At 51.2% G+C, this 15570-nt stretch carries 12 protein-coding genes and 1 pseudogene; 4 read left to right on the top strand and 9 right to left on the bottom strand.

Annotated elements, in window-relative coordinates; all coding sequences use genetic code 11:
• Window positions 1-109: 109 nt before the first annotated feature.
• The 4 genes from ACG2F4_RS08910 to ACG2F4_RS08895 all read left to right on the top strand — a co-directional run bounded on the left by ACG2F4_RS08910 (window position 110) and on the right by ACG2F4_RS08895 (window position 2648).
• On the top strand, window positions 110-1099 hold the full coding sequence (locus ACG2F4_RS08910) for a Gfo/Idh/MocA family protein (protein WP_395259931.1): 990 nt from the start codon (window positions 110-112) through the stop codon (window positions 1097-1099).
• A gap of 66 nt (window positions 1100-1165) precedes the next feature.
• The gene (locus tag ACG2F4_RS08905; RefSeq protein WP_395259929.1) at window positions 1166-1690 is read left to right on the top strand and encodes a hypothetical protein; all 525 of its coding nucleotides are present in this window, start codon (window positions 1166-1168) and stop codon (window positions 1688-1690) included.
• A 111-nt stretch (window positions 1691-1801) separates the two neighbouring features.
• Window positions 1802-1993, top strand: coding sequence for a hypothetical protein (locus ACG2F4_RS08900; RefSeq protein WP_395259927.1), 192 nt, complete (start codon window positions 1802-1804; stop codon window positions 1991-1993).
• A gap of 22 nt (window positions 1994-2015) precedes the next feature.
• Window positions 2016-2648, top strand: coding sequence for a cysteine hydrolase family protein (locus ACG2F4_RS08895; RefSeq protein WP_395259924.1), 633 nt, complete (start codon window positions 2016-2018; stop codon window positions 2646-2648).
• A 62-nt stretch (window positions 2649-2710) separates the two neighbouring features.
• Here the strand turns inward: ACG2F4_RS08895 and ACG2F4_RS08890 are convergent, their stop codons facing one another.
• The 9 genes and pseudogenes from ACG2F4_RS08890 to ACG2F4_RS08850 form a co-directional block, all read right to left on the bottom strand.
• The gene (locus ACG2F4_RS08890) at window positions 2711-3790 is read right to left on the bottom strand and encodes a 2-oxoacid:ferredoxin oxidoreductase subunit beta (protein WP_395259922.1); all 1080 of its coding nucleotides are present in this window, start codon (window positions 3788-3790) and stop codon (window positions 2711-2713) included.
• Window positions 3791-3848: 58 nt separating this feature from the next.
• Window positions 3849-5696, bottom strand: a complete 1848-nt coding sequence (locus tag ACG2F4_RS08885) for a 2-oxoacid:acceptor oxidoreductase subunit alpha (protein ID WP_395259919.1) — start codon at window positions 5694-5696, stop codon at window positions 3849-3851.
• 256 nt (window positions 5697-5952) lie between these two features.
• Window positions 5953-9246 carry an amidohydrolase family protein gene (locus tag ACG2F4_RS08880; RefSeq protein ID WP_395259916.1) on the bottom strand — a complete coding sequence of 1098 codons (3294 nt, stop codon included), beginning with the start codon at window positions 9244-9246 and terminating at the stop codon, window positions 5953-5955.
• Window positions 9247-9355: 109 nt separating this feature from the next.
• Window positions 9356-10630: pseudogene (gene bioA / locus ACG2F4_RS08875) on the bottom strand (adenosylmethionine--8-amino-7-oxononanoate transaminase); the annotation flags it as partial.
• Between the two features lie 268 nt (window positions 10631-10898).
• Window positions 10899-11528, bottom strand: coding sequence for a dethiobiotin synthase (gene bioD, locus ACG2F4_RS08870; protein ID WP_395259913.1), 630 nt, complete (start codon window positions 11526-11528; stop codon window positions 10899-10901).
• A gap of 160 nt (window positions 11529-11688) precedes the next feature.
• Window positions 11689-12489: a methyltransferase domain-containing protein gene (locus ACG2F4_RS08865; protein WP_395259911.1), complete on the bottom strand. Its 801-nt coding sequence runs from the start codon at window positions 12487-12489 to the stop codon at window positions 11689-11691.
• Between the two features lie 83 nt (window positions 12490-12572).
• The gene (locus ACG2F4_RS08860; protein ID WP_395259907.1) at window positions 12573-13256 is read right to left on the bottom strand and encodes a hypothetical protein; all 684 of its coding nucleotides are present in this window, start codon (window positions 13254-13256) and stop codon (window positions 12573-12575) included.
• Window positions 13246-14421, bottom strand: coding sequence for an 8-amino-7-oxononanoate synthase (bioF, locus tag ACG2F4_RS08855; RefSeq protein ID WP_395259905.1), 1176 nt, complete (start codon window positions 14419-14421; stop codon window positions 13246-13248). The genes ACG2F4_RS08860 and bioF overlap by 11 nt, the downstream gene beginning before the upstream one ends.
• A 16-nt stretch (window positions 14422-14437) precedes the next feature.
• Window positions 14438-15553, bottom strand: a complete 1116-nt coding sequence (locus ACG2F4_RS08850; protein WP_395259902.1) for a DUF4837 family protein — start codon at window positions 15551-15553, stop codon at window positions 14438-14440.
• Between the last annotated feature and the right edge of the window lie 17 nt (window positions 15554-15570).

Raw genomic sequence — 15570 nt, 5'->3', positions numbered from 1 at the left:
ATATCCAACCTTTTTTTAACGCATATTCATAAACAGTGCATAGTTAGTGAATTTCCGTTACCTTCATTCCGAAGGATTAAAAAGAGTGTTAACAAGATAGATCATGATCATGGACCGCGTACGGTTTGGAATACTGAGTACGGCAAAAATCGGGATTGAAAAAGTGATTCCTGCCATGCAGCAGGGGCATCTTTGCGAGGTAACCGCCATCTGCTCGCGCACCCCTGACCGAGCAGAAAAAGTGGCTGAACAGCTTGACATTCCAACGGCATACGGTTCCTACGAGGAGCTCCTATCCGATCCAACTGTTGACGCAATCTATAATCCCCTGCCCAATCACCTGCATGTTCCATGGACTCTCAAAGCCCTGGAGGCGGGCAAGCACACCCTCTGCGAAAAACCGATCGGTCTCTCTGCCGATGAAGCCCAACAGCTGGCCGACCAAAGCGCCTCCTACCGGGATCTGAAACTCATGGAAGCGTTTATGTATCGATTTCACCCGCAGTGGGAAAAGGCAAAGGCCCTGGTGGATCAAGGTGATATCGGGGAGCTGCGGACGATCAATTCTGTTTTTTCCTACTTCAACGACGATCCCGAAAATATTCGAAACAAGCCGGAGATGGGCGGCGGCGGTCTGATGGATATCGGCTGTTACTGTATCTCACTTGCCCGCTTTCTCTTTGACGATGAGCCTGAGGCCATATGCGGCAGCGTGGAATTTGATCCCGTAATGGGAATCGACCGGCTGGCCTCCGGCGTCCTCCGATTTGCTCGCGGCACATCCACGTTCACCTGTTCTACGCAGCTTGTACCCGACCAGGGAGTGACTATATACGGAACGGAGGGTAAAATTGAGATCGAAATACCATTTAACGCCCCACCGGACGTGCCCACCCGAATCTGGCTCACCCGGGACGGCCGCACCGAAGAGATCCGGTTCGAGGTTTGCAACCAGTATACCCTGCAGGGCGACGCATTTTCCCGGTCCATCCTGGAAAACACGGAAGTGCCCACTCCCCTTACCGATGCCGTCAATAACATGAAAGCGATAGAAGCAGTTTTTAAAAGCGCCGAGACCGGCACATGGATTGAACCCTGACTGAATGCTCTGCTCGATTCAAACCTTGCTAAACTGAATATTAATACAACTACTCGTCCTGTTATCTTGGATCACAACCACCAGACAAGACAAAAACTTACCAAACAAACCGTCAGCGGACAGGCGGTATTGTCCCGCTTTTTTGAAGAAATTTTAGAGGAACAACCAGAAACGGTCCGAACTATTGAGCTGACCTATTTTGCGCTGACTGTCACCACCATTTTTTACCTGCAGTATGGTGAGCAAGATAACAAAAAGGCGCTGATCGACGAGGTAATTACAGCTGTTTTGCGGAAGGAAACAGGTCGATCAGCTACCAATCCCGATCTGAATATTGAGACGGCACACCAGGAATTTAAAAATCGGCTTTCGAAATACAGTGCGCTCATCACCCAACTGTTGCAGGACGACCGTGACCACAACCCGATTGCAGAATTAGTAATCAAATTCTATGAGTCGGCCACCCAAAAATCGGCAGCGGATAAAACCTTTAGTACCGGGAAAGCGGGAACAGTACTCTCTAAATATATCATCGACAACATCAAGTATGTCCAGAGAGAGTTTCGCACACCCTCCCCGAACCAGGGCTAACAACTGCAGTTCCCTGTTGCGTCCCGCTTGTAAACCACGCTTCCAATGTATTACTTTTGCTTCTGTTCACACTGGAATTTTAGTTTGAATCCCTAAAATGACCCTAGTTTTATGGAAAAACTCAACAGAGTGCGAGGCGCAATAAAAGATTATATTATGGAAAATGGGCGGGAATATGAGCGGCTTCTGTTTTCCAGATCATTTTATAACCAGCTGAAAGAGGAAGCTACCGAAGATGCCATCGATTTCCCCCGGATGGAGATAAAAAGCGAAGTGAATTACGATTTTAAACTGCTGCCCTAAAAACGTCTTTCTCATCCATACTATGGGTAACGATCGCTATACACAACCGGACTGGTCGCGCTCTGCCCTGCTGACCATCGACATGCAGGAAGACTTTACCCGGCCGGACGCTCCCGCCTACATCCACGGCACGGAAGAAATGCTAGAAAATTTGCAGGATTTACTCTCATATTTTCGCCATAAAAAGCGACCTGTATTCCATATTGTCCGCCTGTACCGGCGGGATGGCTCTAATGTGGATCTATGTCGTCGGGCTTCGGTTGAGCAGGGGAATCAGGTGGTGGCTCCCGGTACCCCCGGTGCCGAGCTCGTTCACGAGCTAAAACCCGATACCGGCATATCACTCGATCACAATCTTCTTATGAGCGGTGCACCCCAGCCATTCTCATCCACGGAATGGGCCCTTTTCAAGCCCCGCTGGGGCGCATTTTACCAAACCAGGCTGCAACAGATGCTGCAGAAGCAGCAGGTCAACACGGTGGTGATTGCCGGATGCAATTTCCCGAACTGCCCACGTACCACGATCTATGAGGCCAGCGAACGCGATTTTAAAACAGTTTTGATACAGGATGCTACTTCAGGAGTCTACAAAAAGGGAATCGAAGAGCTGAAAAAAATTGGCGTATCTGTTATTAAAACTGAGGAGTTGGTATAAAAGAAAACCCCCGGGAGATATAAATCCCTCGAGGGTTGAGATTGATAAAATAGCGAGCCTCTTTATTTAATCTCCCATGTTTCCGGTCCGTGGAGCAGCGCATCCAGGTCGCCCTTTCCTTTGCGTTCAACGGTCTCTTCCACCTGCAGGTTTACGCCGTCATCGTATGTGGGGCGATCAACGGCATAAAGCACCCCAAACGGACGCGGCAGGTGTGTTTCGCCGGGTGCCGGCGCATCAAAAAACTGGGAAAGCAGGTAGGCTTTTGTCTTGTCTGTCTCGTCATGAACCCAGAGATCATCCTTGCTGTATCCATCTTCTTCCAGCGAAACCACTTCCGGCTTCAGGCCGTCGAGGCGAATGCCCCTGTCGTCATCCTTTCCAAACACGAGTGGTTCTCCATCTTCGAGGTAGATCGCCTCCCGGGGTCGTGTTTTACGGTCGGTAAACAATTCAAAAGCGCCGTCGTTAAAGACAATGCAGTTCTGGTATATCTCCAGCATGGAAGTGCCTTTATGCTGGTGGGAACGCTTCAACATTTTTTGCATGTGGCGGGGATCCCGGTCCATCGTCCGGGCAACAAATGTGCCGTCAGCCCCCATGCTGAGCGAAAGCGGGTTGAAGGGATGATCAATCGAACCGAACGGGGTCGATTTGGTCGAGGAACCCTCCGGGGAGGTCGGCGAATACTGCCCTTTGGTGAGCCCGTAGATCTGGTTGTTAAACAGGAGCAGATTGACATCCACATTGCGGCGCAGGATCTGGACAAAGTGGTTGGCTCCGATCGAAAGCGAGTCGCCGTCGCCTGTAATGATCCACACGCTGAGATCAGGGCGCATCACTTTTAGCCCTGTAGAAATAGCCGGGGCACGACCATGAATGGAGTGCATTCCGAACGTATCCATGTAGTATGGAAAACGCGCTGCACAGCCGATACCGGAGATAAAAACAATATCTTCTTTGGCCACCCCGATATCAGGCATCGTCTTTTGAACCTGTTTGAGAATAGTGTAATCGCCACAGCCGGGACACCAGCGCACATCCTGGTCTGAAGAGAAATCGCTGCTGGAATACTCCGGCAGATCCCCGTTACCGTTGGTTACTTGTTCAAGGTGTTCAGTTATTTTGGTTTGGATAGCCATGGTTAAAAAATGAGGTGTTCAGTATTCAAAATATGGTATAGCTAATTTACGCAGGGTATCAGACCGACGCCTTAATCTCGTTTTTGAGCTCTTCAACGCCAAAGGGGCGCCCCTTGATCTTGTTGATGCCTGTCGCCTTTATCTGGAATTTATCCCGGATCAGGCGTACCAGCTGACCGTTGTTTATTTCCGGTACCAGTACATTGTCGTACCCGTTCAAAAGCTCCTCGAGATTCCGGGGAAATGGCGAGATATACTGCAGGTGGATATGAGAAATGTCCATCCCCTCCTCTCGCAGCTCATGAACAGCCGTTCGTATGGACCCGTAGGTTGATCCCCAGCCCAGCACGACTGTCTCCCCGTTTTCGATCCCGTTGTCTATCTCCTGCAGGGGAATAAATTCCGCGATTTTATCAAGCTTGGCCTGGCGCTGCCTGACCATCTTTTCGTGGTTTTCGGGATCGTACGAAACGTCACCGGTTTCATCCTCCTTCTCAAGACCTCCCACGCGGTGTTCCAGCCCTTTGGTACCCGGAATGGACCATGAACGGACATAGCGATCGTCACGCACATATGGCAGAAATTTCTCCCCGTCACCGTTGGTACGCGCGGGTTCAAACTGCACGTCTATATTCTTCAGATCTCTGGTCTGGGGAAATTTCCACGGTTCCGAACCATTGGCCAGGTACCCGTCCGAGAGGAACATCACCGGGATCATATGCTCAAGGGCGATACGACAGGCTTCAAAGACCATATTGAAACAATCGGCCGGCGATTTTGGAGCAACGATCGCCGCCGGGCTTTCCCCGTTCCGGCCATACATCGCCTGCATCAGGTCAGCCTGCTCCGTTTTGGTGGGCATACCGGTAGACGGGCCGGCTCGCTGAATATTGAGTACCACCAGCGGCAGCTCTAGCATGACAGCCAGTCCAATTGCTTCTCCTTTAAGAGCGATGCCGGGACCCGACGAGCTGGTAACGCCGAGACTGCCGCCAAACGCTGCCCCGATGGCCGAGGATACCGCCGCAATTTCATCTTCTGCCTGGAATGTATAGATACCAAAGTTTTTCTGTTTTGAAAGCCCGTGAAGAATATCGGAGGCCGGGGTGATCGGGTAGGAACCGAAAAAGAGCGGAAGCTCGCTTTGGTGCGCCGCCGACACAAGCCCCAGGACCGTGGCATCGGTACCCGTTATATTGCGATAAGTCCCCGGTTCCAGCGAGGCTTCCTTCACTGAATACCGTGAGCTGAATACCTCGGTGGTTTCCCCGTAGTGGTATCCCTCCTTGAGCACCTTAATGTTGGCATTCGCAATTTCCGGCTTATCCTTGAATTTCTGTTCCAGGAACGTAATCGTCGACTGCAGCGGCCGGCTGTACATCCAGTACAGGAGTCCCAGTACAAACATGTTTTTACAACGCTCAATCTCCTTGTATCCCAGCTCGCTGTCGGAGAGGCTCTCCTTGGTAAGCTTGGTGACATCGACCTCCAGCACGTTATATTCTGATAGCGTGTCGTCCTCCAGGGGACTGACATCGCCTTCGTAATTGGCCAGGTTCATGTTCCGGCTGTCGAACCCGGAGGTATTTGCAATAATCGTCCCCCCCTTGTTCAGGAGCGGGAGATTCGCGATCAATGCAGCTACATTCATGACTACCAGCACGTCACATTTATCACCGGGAGTCAGGATTTCCTTGCTCCCGAAATGGAGCTGAAAGGAGGAAACACCGGGTACTGTGCCCGCAGGTGCCCGAATTTCGGCCGGAAATTCAGGAAGGGTGCGAAGATCATTCCCTTCCAGGGCGGTGGTATTGGTAAATAGGGAGCCGGTCAGCTGCATTCCATCACCGGAATCACCGGCAAATCGAATGGTTACTTCTTCCCGTTCCGTGTACTGTTCACTCATTGGTTTCTGCTAAAAATTCAAAATGACAATTACCCTGCAAAAGTACGGAATTTGGATGAGAGTTATTAAATAACGTCAGCTTGTTTAAAGGATTTCCCAAAAGTTACGTCTTCTGACTATTTTATGATATACATTTACAAATAGCGCAGACTGAAATGTGGGATTAACCACCGTGTTACATACTGTTTAACGGATTTATCACAGCGTTGCGTCGTGCTCCACTAAAGGACATTCCTGTTCCCCGCACTCAGTCCGTTCAGTGGGATCGACCGATTCCGCAGCTACACTGGATCGCCCCGTGAACCCGGGTGTGGGAGTCGGCGTGCCAGTCAAACTGACCGGGATTGTACCCCTCCTGCTCCCACCAGAACGGCAGTCGTTTTGTTTGACGATGTCCAGCCTCATTCATGGTTGCCGCATCATACAGACGCCCGTTAATCAAGGTATAGGCCACCTGCTCCGTATTTCGAATGTTTTCCAGCGGATTGCCATCAAGCACCACCAGGTCTGCCAGCTTTCCTTCCTCCAACGATCCCAGTTCATGATCCATACCAATATATCGGGCCCCGTTTATCGTGGCGGTTCGCAGTGCCTCCATCTCCGTCATCCCCCCCTGTTCAAACATCCAGAGCTCCCAATGTGCCCCCAGCCCCTGTAGCTGACCGTGAGCTCCGAGGTTCACCGTTACATCCCGGCGGTACAGCTCTTTGGCAAGGGCCGCACTGGCGATATGGCCGATTTCATATTCTTCATGGGGAACTTTGGTGCGGTGGCGAGACCGGGCGTCGATTATGGAACGCGGAGTAAAATTGAGCAGGTGCTCTTTCTCCCACACGTTGGTATGTTGATACCAGTAGTACTCGCCGCTGATACTTCCGTAATTTACGACCAGCGTCGGAGTGTACCCGGTTTCACTTTCGCTCCATAACGTTTTGACGTCATTGTAGGCGGGAAAAATCGGGATGTTGTGCTCTATTCCCGTATGGCCGTCCAAAATCATGCTCATGTTGTGGGTAAACGTGGAGCCCCCTTCCGGCATTACCATGACCTCGAGTTCGCGGGCCGCCTTGATCACCTGCTGACGCTGGTTTCTCCGGGGCTGATTGTAGCTCTTCACCGAAAATGCCCCGAATGCCTTCGTGCGCTCAATAGCCGATTTCGCATCCTCATAATTATTGATTACTGCTTTGTATTCGGCATCTGCCCCGTAGAGGATACGACCGGTGGAAAAGATGCGCGGTCCCACCATATTTCCGGAACGAACCATCTCGGCCTGGGAAAAAATCATCTCGGTATTGGCGGATGGATCGTGTGCTGTAGTTACTCCGTATGCCAGGTTTGCAAAATATTCCCACTGCTGCTGTGGACTCAGTCCCTGCCGGAAGTTACCGATATGGGCGTGCACATCCACGATGCCCGGGATAATCGTTTTACCGCTCACATCCACCACTTTTGCATTATCCGGGATATCTACCCCGGAGGCGGGACCGACTGCCGCAATTCGGTTGCCATCAACGACGACAGTCCCGTTTTCAATCACCTCATCCTCCCCGTTGATGGTAATCAGGCGCGCCCCGGTCAGCGCCAACATCCCTTCAGGCTTGTCGGCTTCCAGCTCAAGTCCTATCGGCTTGCCCTCTTTATGCCCCAGGGGCAGCTCCTTGCCTGTTTCCAGATCATTATTCAGAAAGTCAAACGCATCCTGCAGCGCAACCGAAAAATACTCTTCCCCCAGTGTCCAGCGCAGCTCGTCACTGTCGGCCGACCAGTGCAGGTTGATGCCGGCATCCTCAGCCACGTGAGTGACCGGTATCGCCTTGGTGTCGGCACTGAGCGTTATATCGGTACCCGACCGGGGAAACGGCGCAATATAGACCTTGAACAGTTCATTGAACGCTATCCAGTTGTTGTCGGGACTCACCACAAAATTATTGGCATATTTGGAGGTGAAATGCGTTCGTTCGTTGTTGCCAGACAGATCTACGCTCTTGAATGCATTATCCAGGTATGATCCTCCAAGAAAAAAGATACGCTTCCCGTCTGTGCTAAACTGCGGATCGGTACCGTGATCCACGATCCGGTGTTTCGGTCCGCCCCCGGCGGGCATGGTGTATATTCCGGGATTTTTGGTATAGGCGTACCCGTGGTGGTTATTGCCCTCCTCCATGCGGAACAGGATCGTTTCTCCATCCGGTGAAAACGATGGATTTCGATAGATCCCTTTTTCCGACGTTATTTCAACAGGCTTTCTATCTTGCTGATCGAGATCCAGCACCATGATCGCCCCTTTTGCGGTATCACTCCAGGTAGTATAGACCAGCTGATCGCCCTGCGGGGAGAACGCAGGCTCAAACTCCAGGTATGGACTTCCCGTTAACCGTTCGGGAGTGCCATCCGGCAGCTCTTTTTGCCAGAGCTTGCCGGCCGCATTAAACACCAGCAGCTTGCCATCCGGAGAGGTTACCGCATGGCGAATCGCTTTGGCTGTAAACCTGTCCGGAGCGGGATTTTGCCTGAAGGTGACGGCATCATAGATACGGTGCGTAGCAGTTGCTTCAAATGGAATTACCTGGTCTTCCAGGGTTTCCACGTTCAATTTGTAAACTTTTCCCCTGGCCCAGAAGAGGAGATGCCTGCCATCCGGTGTCCAGTCAAAATTGGTATACGGTCCAAAAATAGCCCAGGCTTCCTGCTGATCCTTGCTGAGCTGATCGTAGACCGGTGTCTCAATGCCGGTTTCCAGGTCATGAATATAGAGCACGCTTTTGGCACGCACACGGCGCACGAACGCCATCTTTGTACCATCGGGAGAGATCGTCGGACTGATCGCACCGCCGGCTCCGCCTGTAATACGTTCGGTCTCCCCGGTCTCGCGGTCATATCGCTGGACCTGGTAAATCTGGCTGTTGGGATCCTTGTTATACTGGAAATATCCGCCGGGATATACTGCTTCGCTGTAGTACACGTACCGTCCGTCGGGCGAAACAAATGGCTGGCCGAGATCCTGCTGATCATTGTTTTTCTCGACCAGCTGAATTCCCTCGCCGCCACTTTTGTGGTAAAGCCACAGTTCACCCGCGCCCAGCGAACGGGTAGAGCTGAAATGCTTTTTCGCGACCAGGTAATCTCCTTCCGGCGACCATACCGCATTGTTCAACAGCCGGAACTCCTCGTTGGTCACCTGCCGGGCATCGGTGCCGTCACGGTCCATCACCCAGATATTATCCCCACCGCCGGCGTCACTGGTAAAGGAGATCTGGCTGCCATCAGGACTAAACCGGGGCTGTATTTCATAGGCCGGTCCTTCCCGCAAAATACGGGCTTCTCCTCCTTCCACCGGCATAATGAAGATATCACCCAGCAGATCAAAAACGATATGATCGCCATCCGGACTTACATCCAGGTTCATCCAGGTTCCCTCATTCGTGGTTATTTCCACCTCTTCATAGGGTCCTCCGGGATCAGTCACATCCCAGGCCTCCTCTTTCTCCTGGGCCGTTGCAAGGGTAGTACAACAGATTAGCAGAACGGTATAAAGATAAAATCTCATAAAATACGGTAGGTTAGCAGGTTTAAGAATGAAGCATCAAGGTACAAAATTTTTAAAACGGGTTCTTCGTGCTCTCTGCATCGGGAAAGCACCAATCATTAGCGGACATCTACTCAAGCAACGCCCGAATGCCCTGGTACATCGTCGTAAGTTGATCGCGCGTGGTACAATATGGCGGCATCAGGTACAGTACATTCCCGAGGGGCCGAAGCAGGAGACCGTGATCCACGCACTCCTTTTTGATGCGATCGGCTACTTCATTCAGATACCCATCCTCGGCGTCTGTGACAATCTCCATGGCTGCAATCGTACCGGTTACGCGCTGTTTTTTTAGTTTTGGGTGATCCATCAGTGCGCCAAGCTCCTCTTTGTGCCAATCTTCCATTGATCGGAAAACCGGTTCGTGCTCGTTCATCAGTTCCATCGAAGCCAGAGCGGCCGCACACCCTATGGGATTGGCTGTGTAGCTGTGCCCGTGCCAAAATGTTTTTTGGGGATCTTCACTGTCAAAGGCTTCATAAACCTTATCAGAAGAAACCGTCACCGAAAGCGGAAGAAACCCGCCGGTGAGCCCCTTGGCCAAGCTGATAATATCGGGCTGTACCTGGGCGCGGTCGCTCGCAAACCACCGGCCCGTGCGTCCAAAGCCGGTCATCACCTCGTCAAACATCAGCAGTGTTCCATACTGGCGTTTCACCCACTGCAGCTTTTGCAGGAAACCTGGTCGACACATCCGCATGCCCCCGGAACCCTGGACCAGCGGTTCCAGCAGGATACCCGCATAGCGATCGGGATTTTCATTGAGCATCTCTTCCAGCTGGTTGATGACCTGGTCTTCCTTTTCCTCCGCAGAGTCGTCTTCGATCCACGTATGGGGATAGGGCAAAAATTCAACGTCAAACAGCAACTCACTAAAGACCTCGGTAAAAACGGACCGCCCGCCCGCCGACATCGCCCCGAAAGTATCACCGTGATAGGCGCCTTCAAAACAGATAAACGTCTTGCGCTCCTCGCCCCTGTTTTTCCAGTACTGCCAGGCCATCTTCATACCCACTTCCACGGCCGTGGATCCATCATCAGAAAAAAATACCCGGTTTAGATCACCCGGCAAACGGTCTGTAAGCTGTTCGGCAACTTGTTCAGCGGGATCGTGCGTAAAATTGGCGAAAATAACCTGTTCCAGTTTGTGGGCTTGTTGCCGGATGGCATCCGCTATCTTCGGGTGCGCGTGACCGTGAATATTTACCCACCAGCTGGAGATGCAGTCCATTATGCGGCGACCGTCTTCCAGTTCCAGCCAAAGTCCTTTCCCTCTATCCACTTTCAGCGGTTCTGGTGCATTCTTGATGATGGTAAAGGGATACCAAATGTTTCTGTGCATGAGAAATGTTAAATCTTGGGATTCTGTGGAGAATTGTTACAATGAATTTAAACTTGTAGAGGACTTTGCAAATCTGTTGTTTTGGCCAATATCGTCAATTTCGCGGATTTGAAATCCTCATTTATGAGATATAAACTGCGGTTCCGAATCCGTTCAGGGGTTGATCTTGACCAAAATCCCTGGTTTTGCAAAGCCCACTTGTAGTGCTTTCCAGGTGTGCCATTTTGGGATAAAATTCCGCCTTCCGTTACCAGTCTGTTTTGCCGGCTGATTACAGGTCAGGAAAATGTTTCTCAAATTCTTTTTGGAGGGTCGGGGCATCGATCTGTTGCAGCGGCTCAATCTCTGCCAGTACCCGTATATTCCCGTACTTTTCAATAGCCCGGCGATTACTGTCATTTTTGGGTCCATTCATAATAACTCCCAAAACATCGATGCTGCGGGAGCGCAACGCCTCGAGAGAGAGAAACGTGTGGTTCAGGGTCCCCAGCTCACTTCGGGATACCAACAGAACGGGCAGGTTCAAATATTTGATGAGATCGATAATCATATACTCATTATTCAACGGAACCATCAATCCGCCGGCTCCTTCAACCACCAGGTGACCTGTTTCAAAATCCGGAAGTTCAAATTTGTGAAACTCTATCTCAATTCCGTCGATAGCCGCGGACGCGTGGGGTGAAAGTGGTTCTGTAAGCCTGTACTGTTCGGAAACAAACTGCTGGCTAGATATATTCGTAACCCGCTGCACAAACTGGGTATCGGTCTCTTCTTCAAGTCCGGATTGAACCGGCTTCCAGTAGGTACCGTTCAATCCCTGGGTTAAAAGCGCTGAAATCACGGTTTTGCCAATGCCGGTATCTGTACCGGTAACAAAAAATGCGGGGGGTAGCTTATGCACGATTTTAAGATTTAGTAAAGTTCACTGCGCAATTCGAATGTTGGCGACACTTCATTTGACCGGCAATGGTCGATTTTTATCTCCACGGAATTTATGAATAACACCCTTTTTTGTAAACAAAAGGTATCCCCGGGGAGGCCGATCCTCGATAACAGCTGCATTACGAGTCAAAATTACGCTTGACCGCAATAAACACCACGTGGTAGCTAACCTCAATGTTACCACTCGTTTTGTTGTCCCAGTGAGTGACGAGCATTTTCATTTCCCGGGGCGAGAGGTGCCGTCCCTGTTGCTGGGTTCCGGCGCCCATTTTCTTCAGGTGGCGGAAAAAATGGGCCGCACTTTCAAACCTTTGGACCACGGTATCTTCAAAGTAGTCAACCTGTACGGGTCCCCCGGAGAGCTTGACCAGCAATTCTTCGGTGTCGGGCAGCTCGTTGCCGGTGTAGGGGAGGCCCAGATCGCGACACGCCTCCTTCCATTCGGGAAAACTTTCATGACCCGGAAACGACCCCAGCAGCAGTCCGCCAGGCTTTGTCGCCTCCAGGAACCGTCCCAGGGTAATCGCCGGGTGTTCAAACCACTGGGCTACAAACCCACTGACCGTCATGGCATACGTTTTCGGCTCCACATCGAGATTCTCTGCGTCGAGGGTCCGGAATGTAGCTGCGTCGTGATCCCCAAATTTCTGTTTACATATTGCAACCATCTCCGGCGAAATATCGGTGACCTCCAGCCGGCGATTCGGCAGCAGTTCAATAAGACCCTCGGTCACAAACCCGGTACCGCAGCCCACTTCAAGAATGGGGCCCCTGGGCAGTATATCGATCCACGGTCGCAGGGATGCGATCAGGCGGTCCGCTATTCCGCGTTGAACCTCAGCGTGATTATCATAATAAGGGGCCGCTTTTCCAAAATTGCTCCGTATGGTTGATTTGGTGAAGTTTTTGGTTTCGCTCATCACGTTGTTGCTCTGCTATAATTTTCCTGAATTATTTCTCAATGCGATCGATTCCGTTGAGTTAACGCCGGGAAGAATGTTACCTAGTCAAACAATTTCTCGATCTCGGGCTGAATAAAAGCCCAGCACTGCTCAACATGGGTGAACGGCAGCGCATGTCCGGCTCCTCTCACTTCAAAATAGGTGGCGTTTTCCTGGAAGATATTATATAGCTCACGTCCCTTTGTTTTGGGAACAATAGCATCAGAGGAACCGTGAAGGATACAGATATTTTGTCCTTTTTTCAGTGATTGTATGTCCAGCGAAGACTGATTAAGCGCCCGGAGATCGTGCAAAAGCTGTTGGTGATCTGCCTTTTTGCTGTCGATTTCCGGTGGTTGCTCAGGCTTATAGGCATTTTCCATAAACTGCTGAAGTACCGGTTCAGGATCTTCCTCAAGAGACTGAATCATCTTATTCAGAATAAGTTTTGATCTTCTGTTGAACTGGGCCGCAACCGGATGAAACTCCCGAAAACCACCAAATATGACCACCATGTCTGCCTGGGCAAGCTGCTGGCCGGGACACAGATGCAACCCGTAGGAGTGAGTGAATACGAGCGTTATGTCCTGGTCATCAATGACTTTTACGGTCAGGGGATCTCCCCAATACCCCCTGTCGGAGGGGTGTAGCAAGATTTGATCCGGGAGCACATTCTCCCAAGGCTCCCAGCACGTGCGGTCAAAAGCCCAGCCGTGCCAGGCAACCAGTTGAGCGCTATCCTTCATTCCACCTCCGAAGTACTTTTGTAAGTTGATCAATATGCCGGGCCTGGTGTTTGCTTGAGATCGTCAACCGGATACGGGCACTGTTCTCAGGTACCGTCGGCGGTCGGATAGCGGTGGCCAGGATTCCATTCTCCTCCATAAAATCGGCCAGCTGCAGTGTTTCCCGGTCATCCCCAATAATCACAGGAATAATCTGAGTAGCAGAGCCTCCCGTATCAAACCCGTATTCATTAATTTGTTGTCTAAGGGTTGTGATTATCTGGTGATACCGGGTGCGCTCCGCTTCCAAACGGGGAATAAGGTCTACAGCGGCATCCAGGGCACCGACAACGGGCGGAGGCAGGGCCGTCGTATAGATAAATCCGGGACAAAAGTTGACCAGGTACTGTTTTATTTTTTCTGAACACAGCACGAATGCGCCAAACGCGCCAAACGCTTTGCCAAACGTTCCGAGGGTAAGATCCACTCGCGGCTGATCAAAAGCCAGCCCGCGTCCCCTTTCGCCCCATACACCAACCGCGTGAGCATCATCCACGAACAGCAGCGCCTCATACCGTTCCGCGAGCCTGCAGACCGCTTCCAGGTCGCTCCGGTCGCCGTCCATGCTAAAAACCGTCTCGGTGACGATTAAAATCCGGTTATAGGATCTGGAGGTGCCCTTTTCAAGTAACCTCTCCAGGTGCTCCATATCGTTGTGATTAAACCGATGGAATGTGGCCCGGCTCAGGAGTGCTCCCTGCAGCAAACTGTTATGAGACCGCTTGTCAGCCAAAATCAGCGAATTTCGATCTGTCAGTGCCTGGAGAATGGTGCTGTTGGCCTGGAAACCGCTGTTGAAAAGGAGGGCCGCCTCGGCATTAAATAGTTCCGCAATTTTGCGTTCCAGCCGTGTGTGAATGGTATAGGTACCGCTGATAAGCCGGGAGGCTGCAGATCCGACTCCATACTTATCCGCATATTGCCGGGCACGCTCCCGGAGTTTCGGGTGGTGCGACAGGCCCAGGTAATCGTTGGAGCAAAAGTTGACTAAGTTCACTCCGTCCCGTGTGACCTCAATACCGTCTTCTCCGGGGTTTAACGGCTGAAGGGTACGGAGCCGGTCTTCCTGTGTACGGAGTTCAAGGGCCTGGTCAATAAAATGCCTTTGTTGTGCTCGTTCCGACACCTGGTGTGGTTATTGGTTAATTATTGGTTGCCAAATCGGGTTGGTTCCAGGTAGAATCGCTTTCAAATGTCCGAACCATCGCCCTGAACTGGCGTACGAATCGCCGTTTTTGATATTTAGGGGCAAATTGGACAAATCCGAGCATAAACAGTCGCTGGGTCTCATCATCATAAACAGTGAGATTGACAAACGGTCCGCCCATCGCGTCATGCGTCATCCTCCACCAGCCAAGCGTTTCGTAAGCAATATCGCCATTCAGTTCAAACGATCGTGTTCGGGGTGAAATGCGATATTCTGTTGTCACATAGGAACTGTCGCGCGAACCACGGATCCATTTTTTCCACAGGGAATCGCGCTTGGCGTTGATCCAGTCCTGATCCATAAAATTTATGTTGGGAACATCCTCTTTCCACCATGCCCAGAAACGGCGATCGTTGTTGGGCAACTGCCGCTGCAGCGTATAAAAGTAATTGGTCTCGCCCTGTTCATCGACGTAAGAGGTATCCAGGTGGGTGTAATAATCGTGTTGTACGCGTATTTTCCAGCCGTGATTGGCCATCATGGAATCTTCTATAGCAAACTTCTCCCCTCTCTCGTAAATCTCTTCGGTCCAGCGCGCCAGCTCTTTGTCCACAAGACTTTGAACAATATTTTCCTGGCCACGCCTAATCTTGGAGGCCAGTGCTGAGTCGCTCTCGGAGCTGAGTATCATGGTCCACTGGTTGCGGTACCACCGGTTCTGAAGGGGGAACGCGTACGCCTCACCTGCTCTCACCGCCTCTTCCACTTCATCACTCAACAGGGCCCTGACGAAGCTGCCCACATTGGTTTCAGCATCAATCGGGGAGGCAACGATAATATTTTTATTGAATTTGATCTCCTCCAGCTCCTCGTTGGTTTCAAAATCCCTGAATGTCAAATTGAAGCGGGGCTCATATCCGAGGAAATATTCGATTTTTCCGCCGTAGGTAGCCCGGATCGCATTGGCTGTTTCGCTGTCAAACCGGGTGGAATCCATCAAAACCACCACATTCCCAAACTGCCCCTGGGCTTCCCTGCGGTAGTCACCATCACAGGAGAGAAAGGCGATGGCAGGTAGGAGAACCAGAATTATCGATTTTAAAAACTTCATCGGAAATTACTTTAAAT

The organism is Halalkalibaculum sp. DA3122 (genome assembly GCF_043951865.1).
Classification (GTDB): Bacteria; Bacteroidota; Rhodothermia; order Balneolales; family Balneolaceae; genus JAMQKA01.
This window is presented reverse-complemented; position numbering and strand designations above follow the sequence as displayed.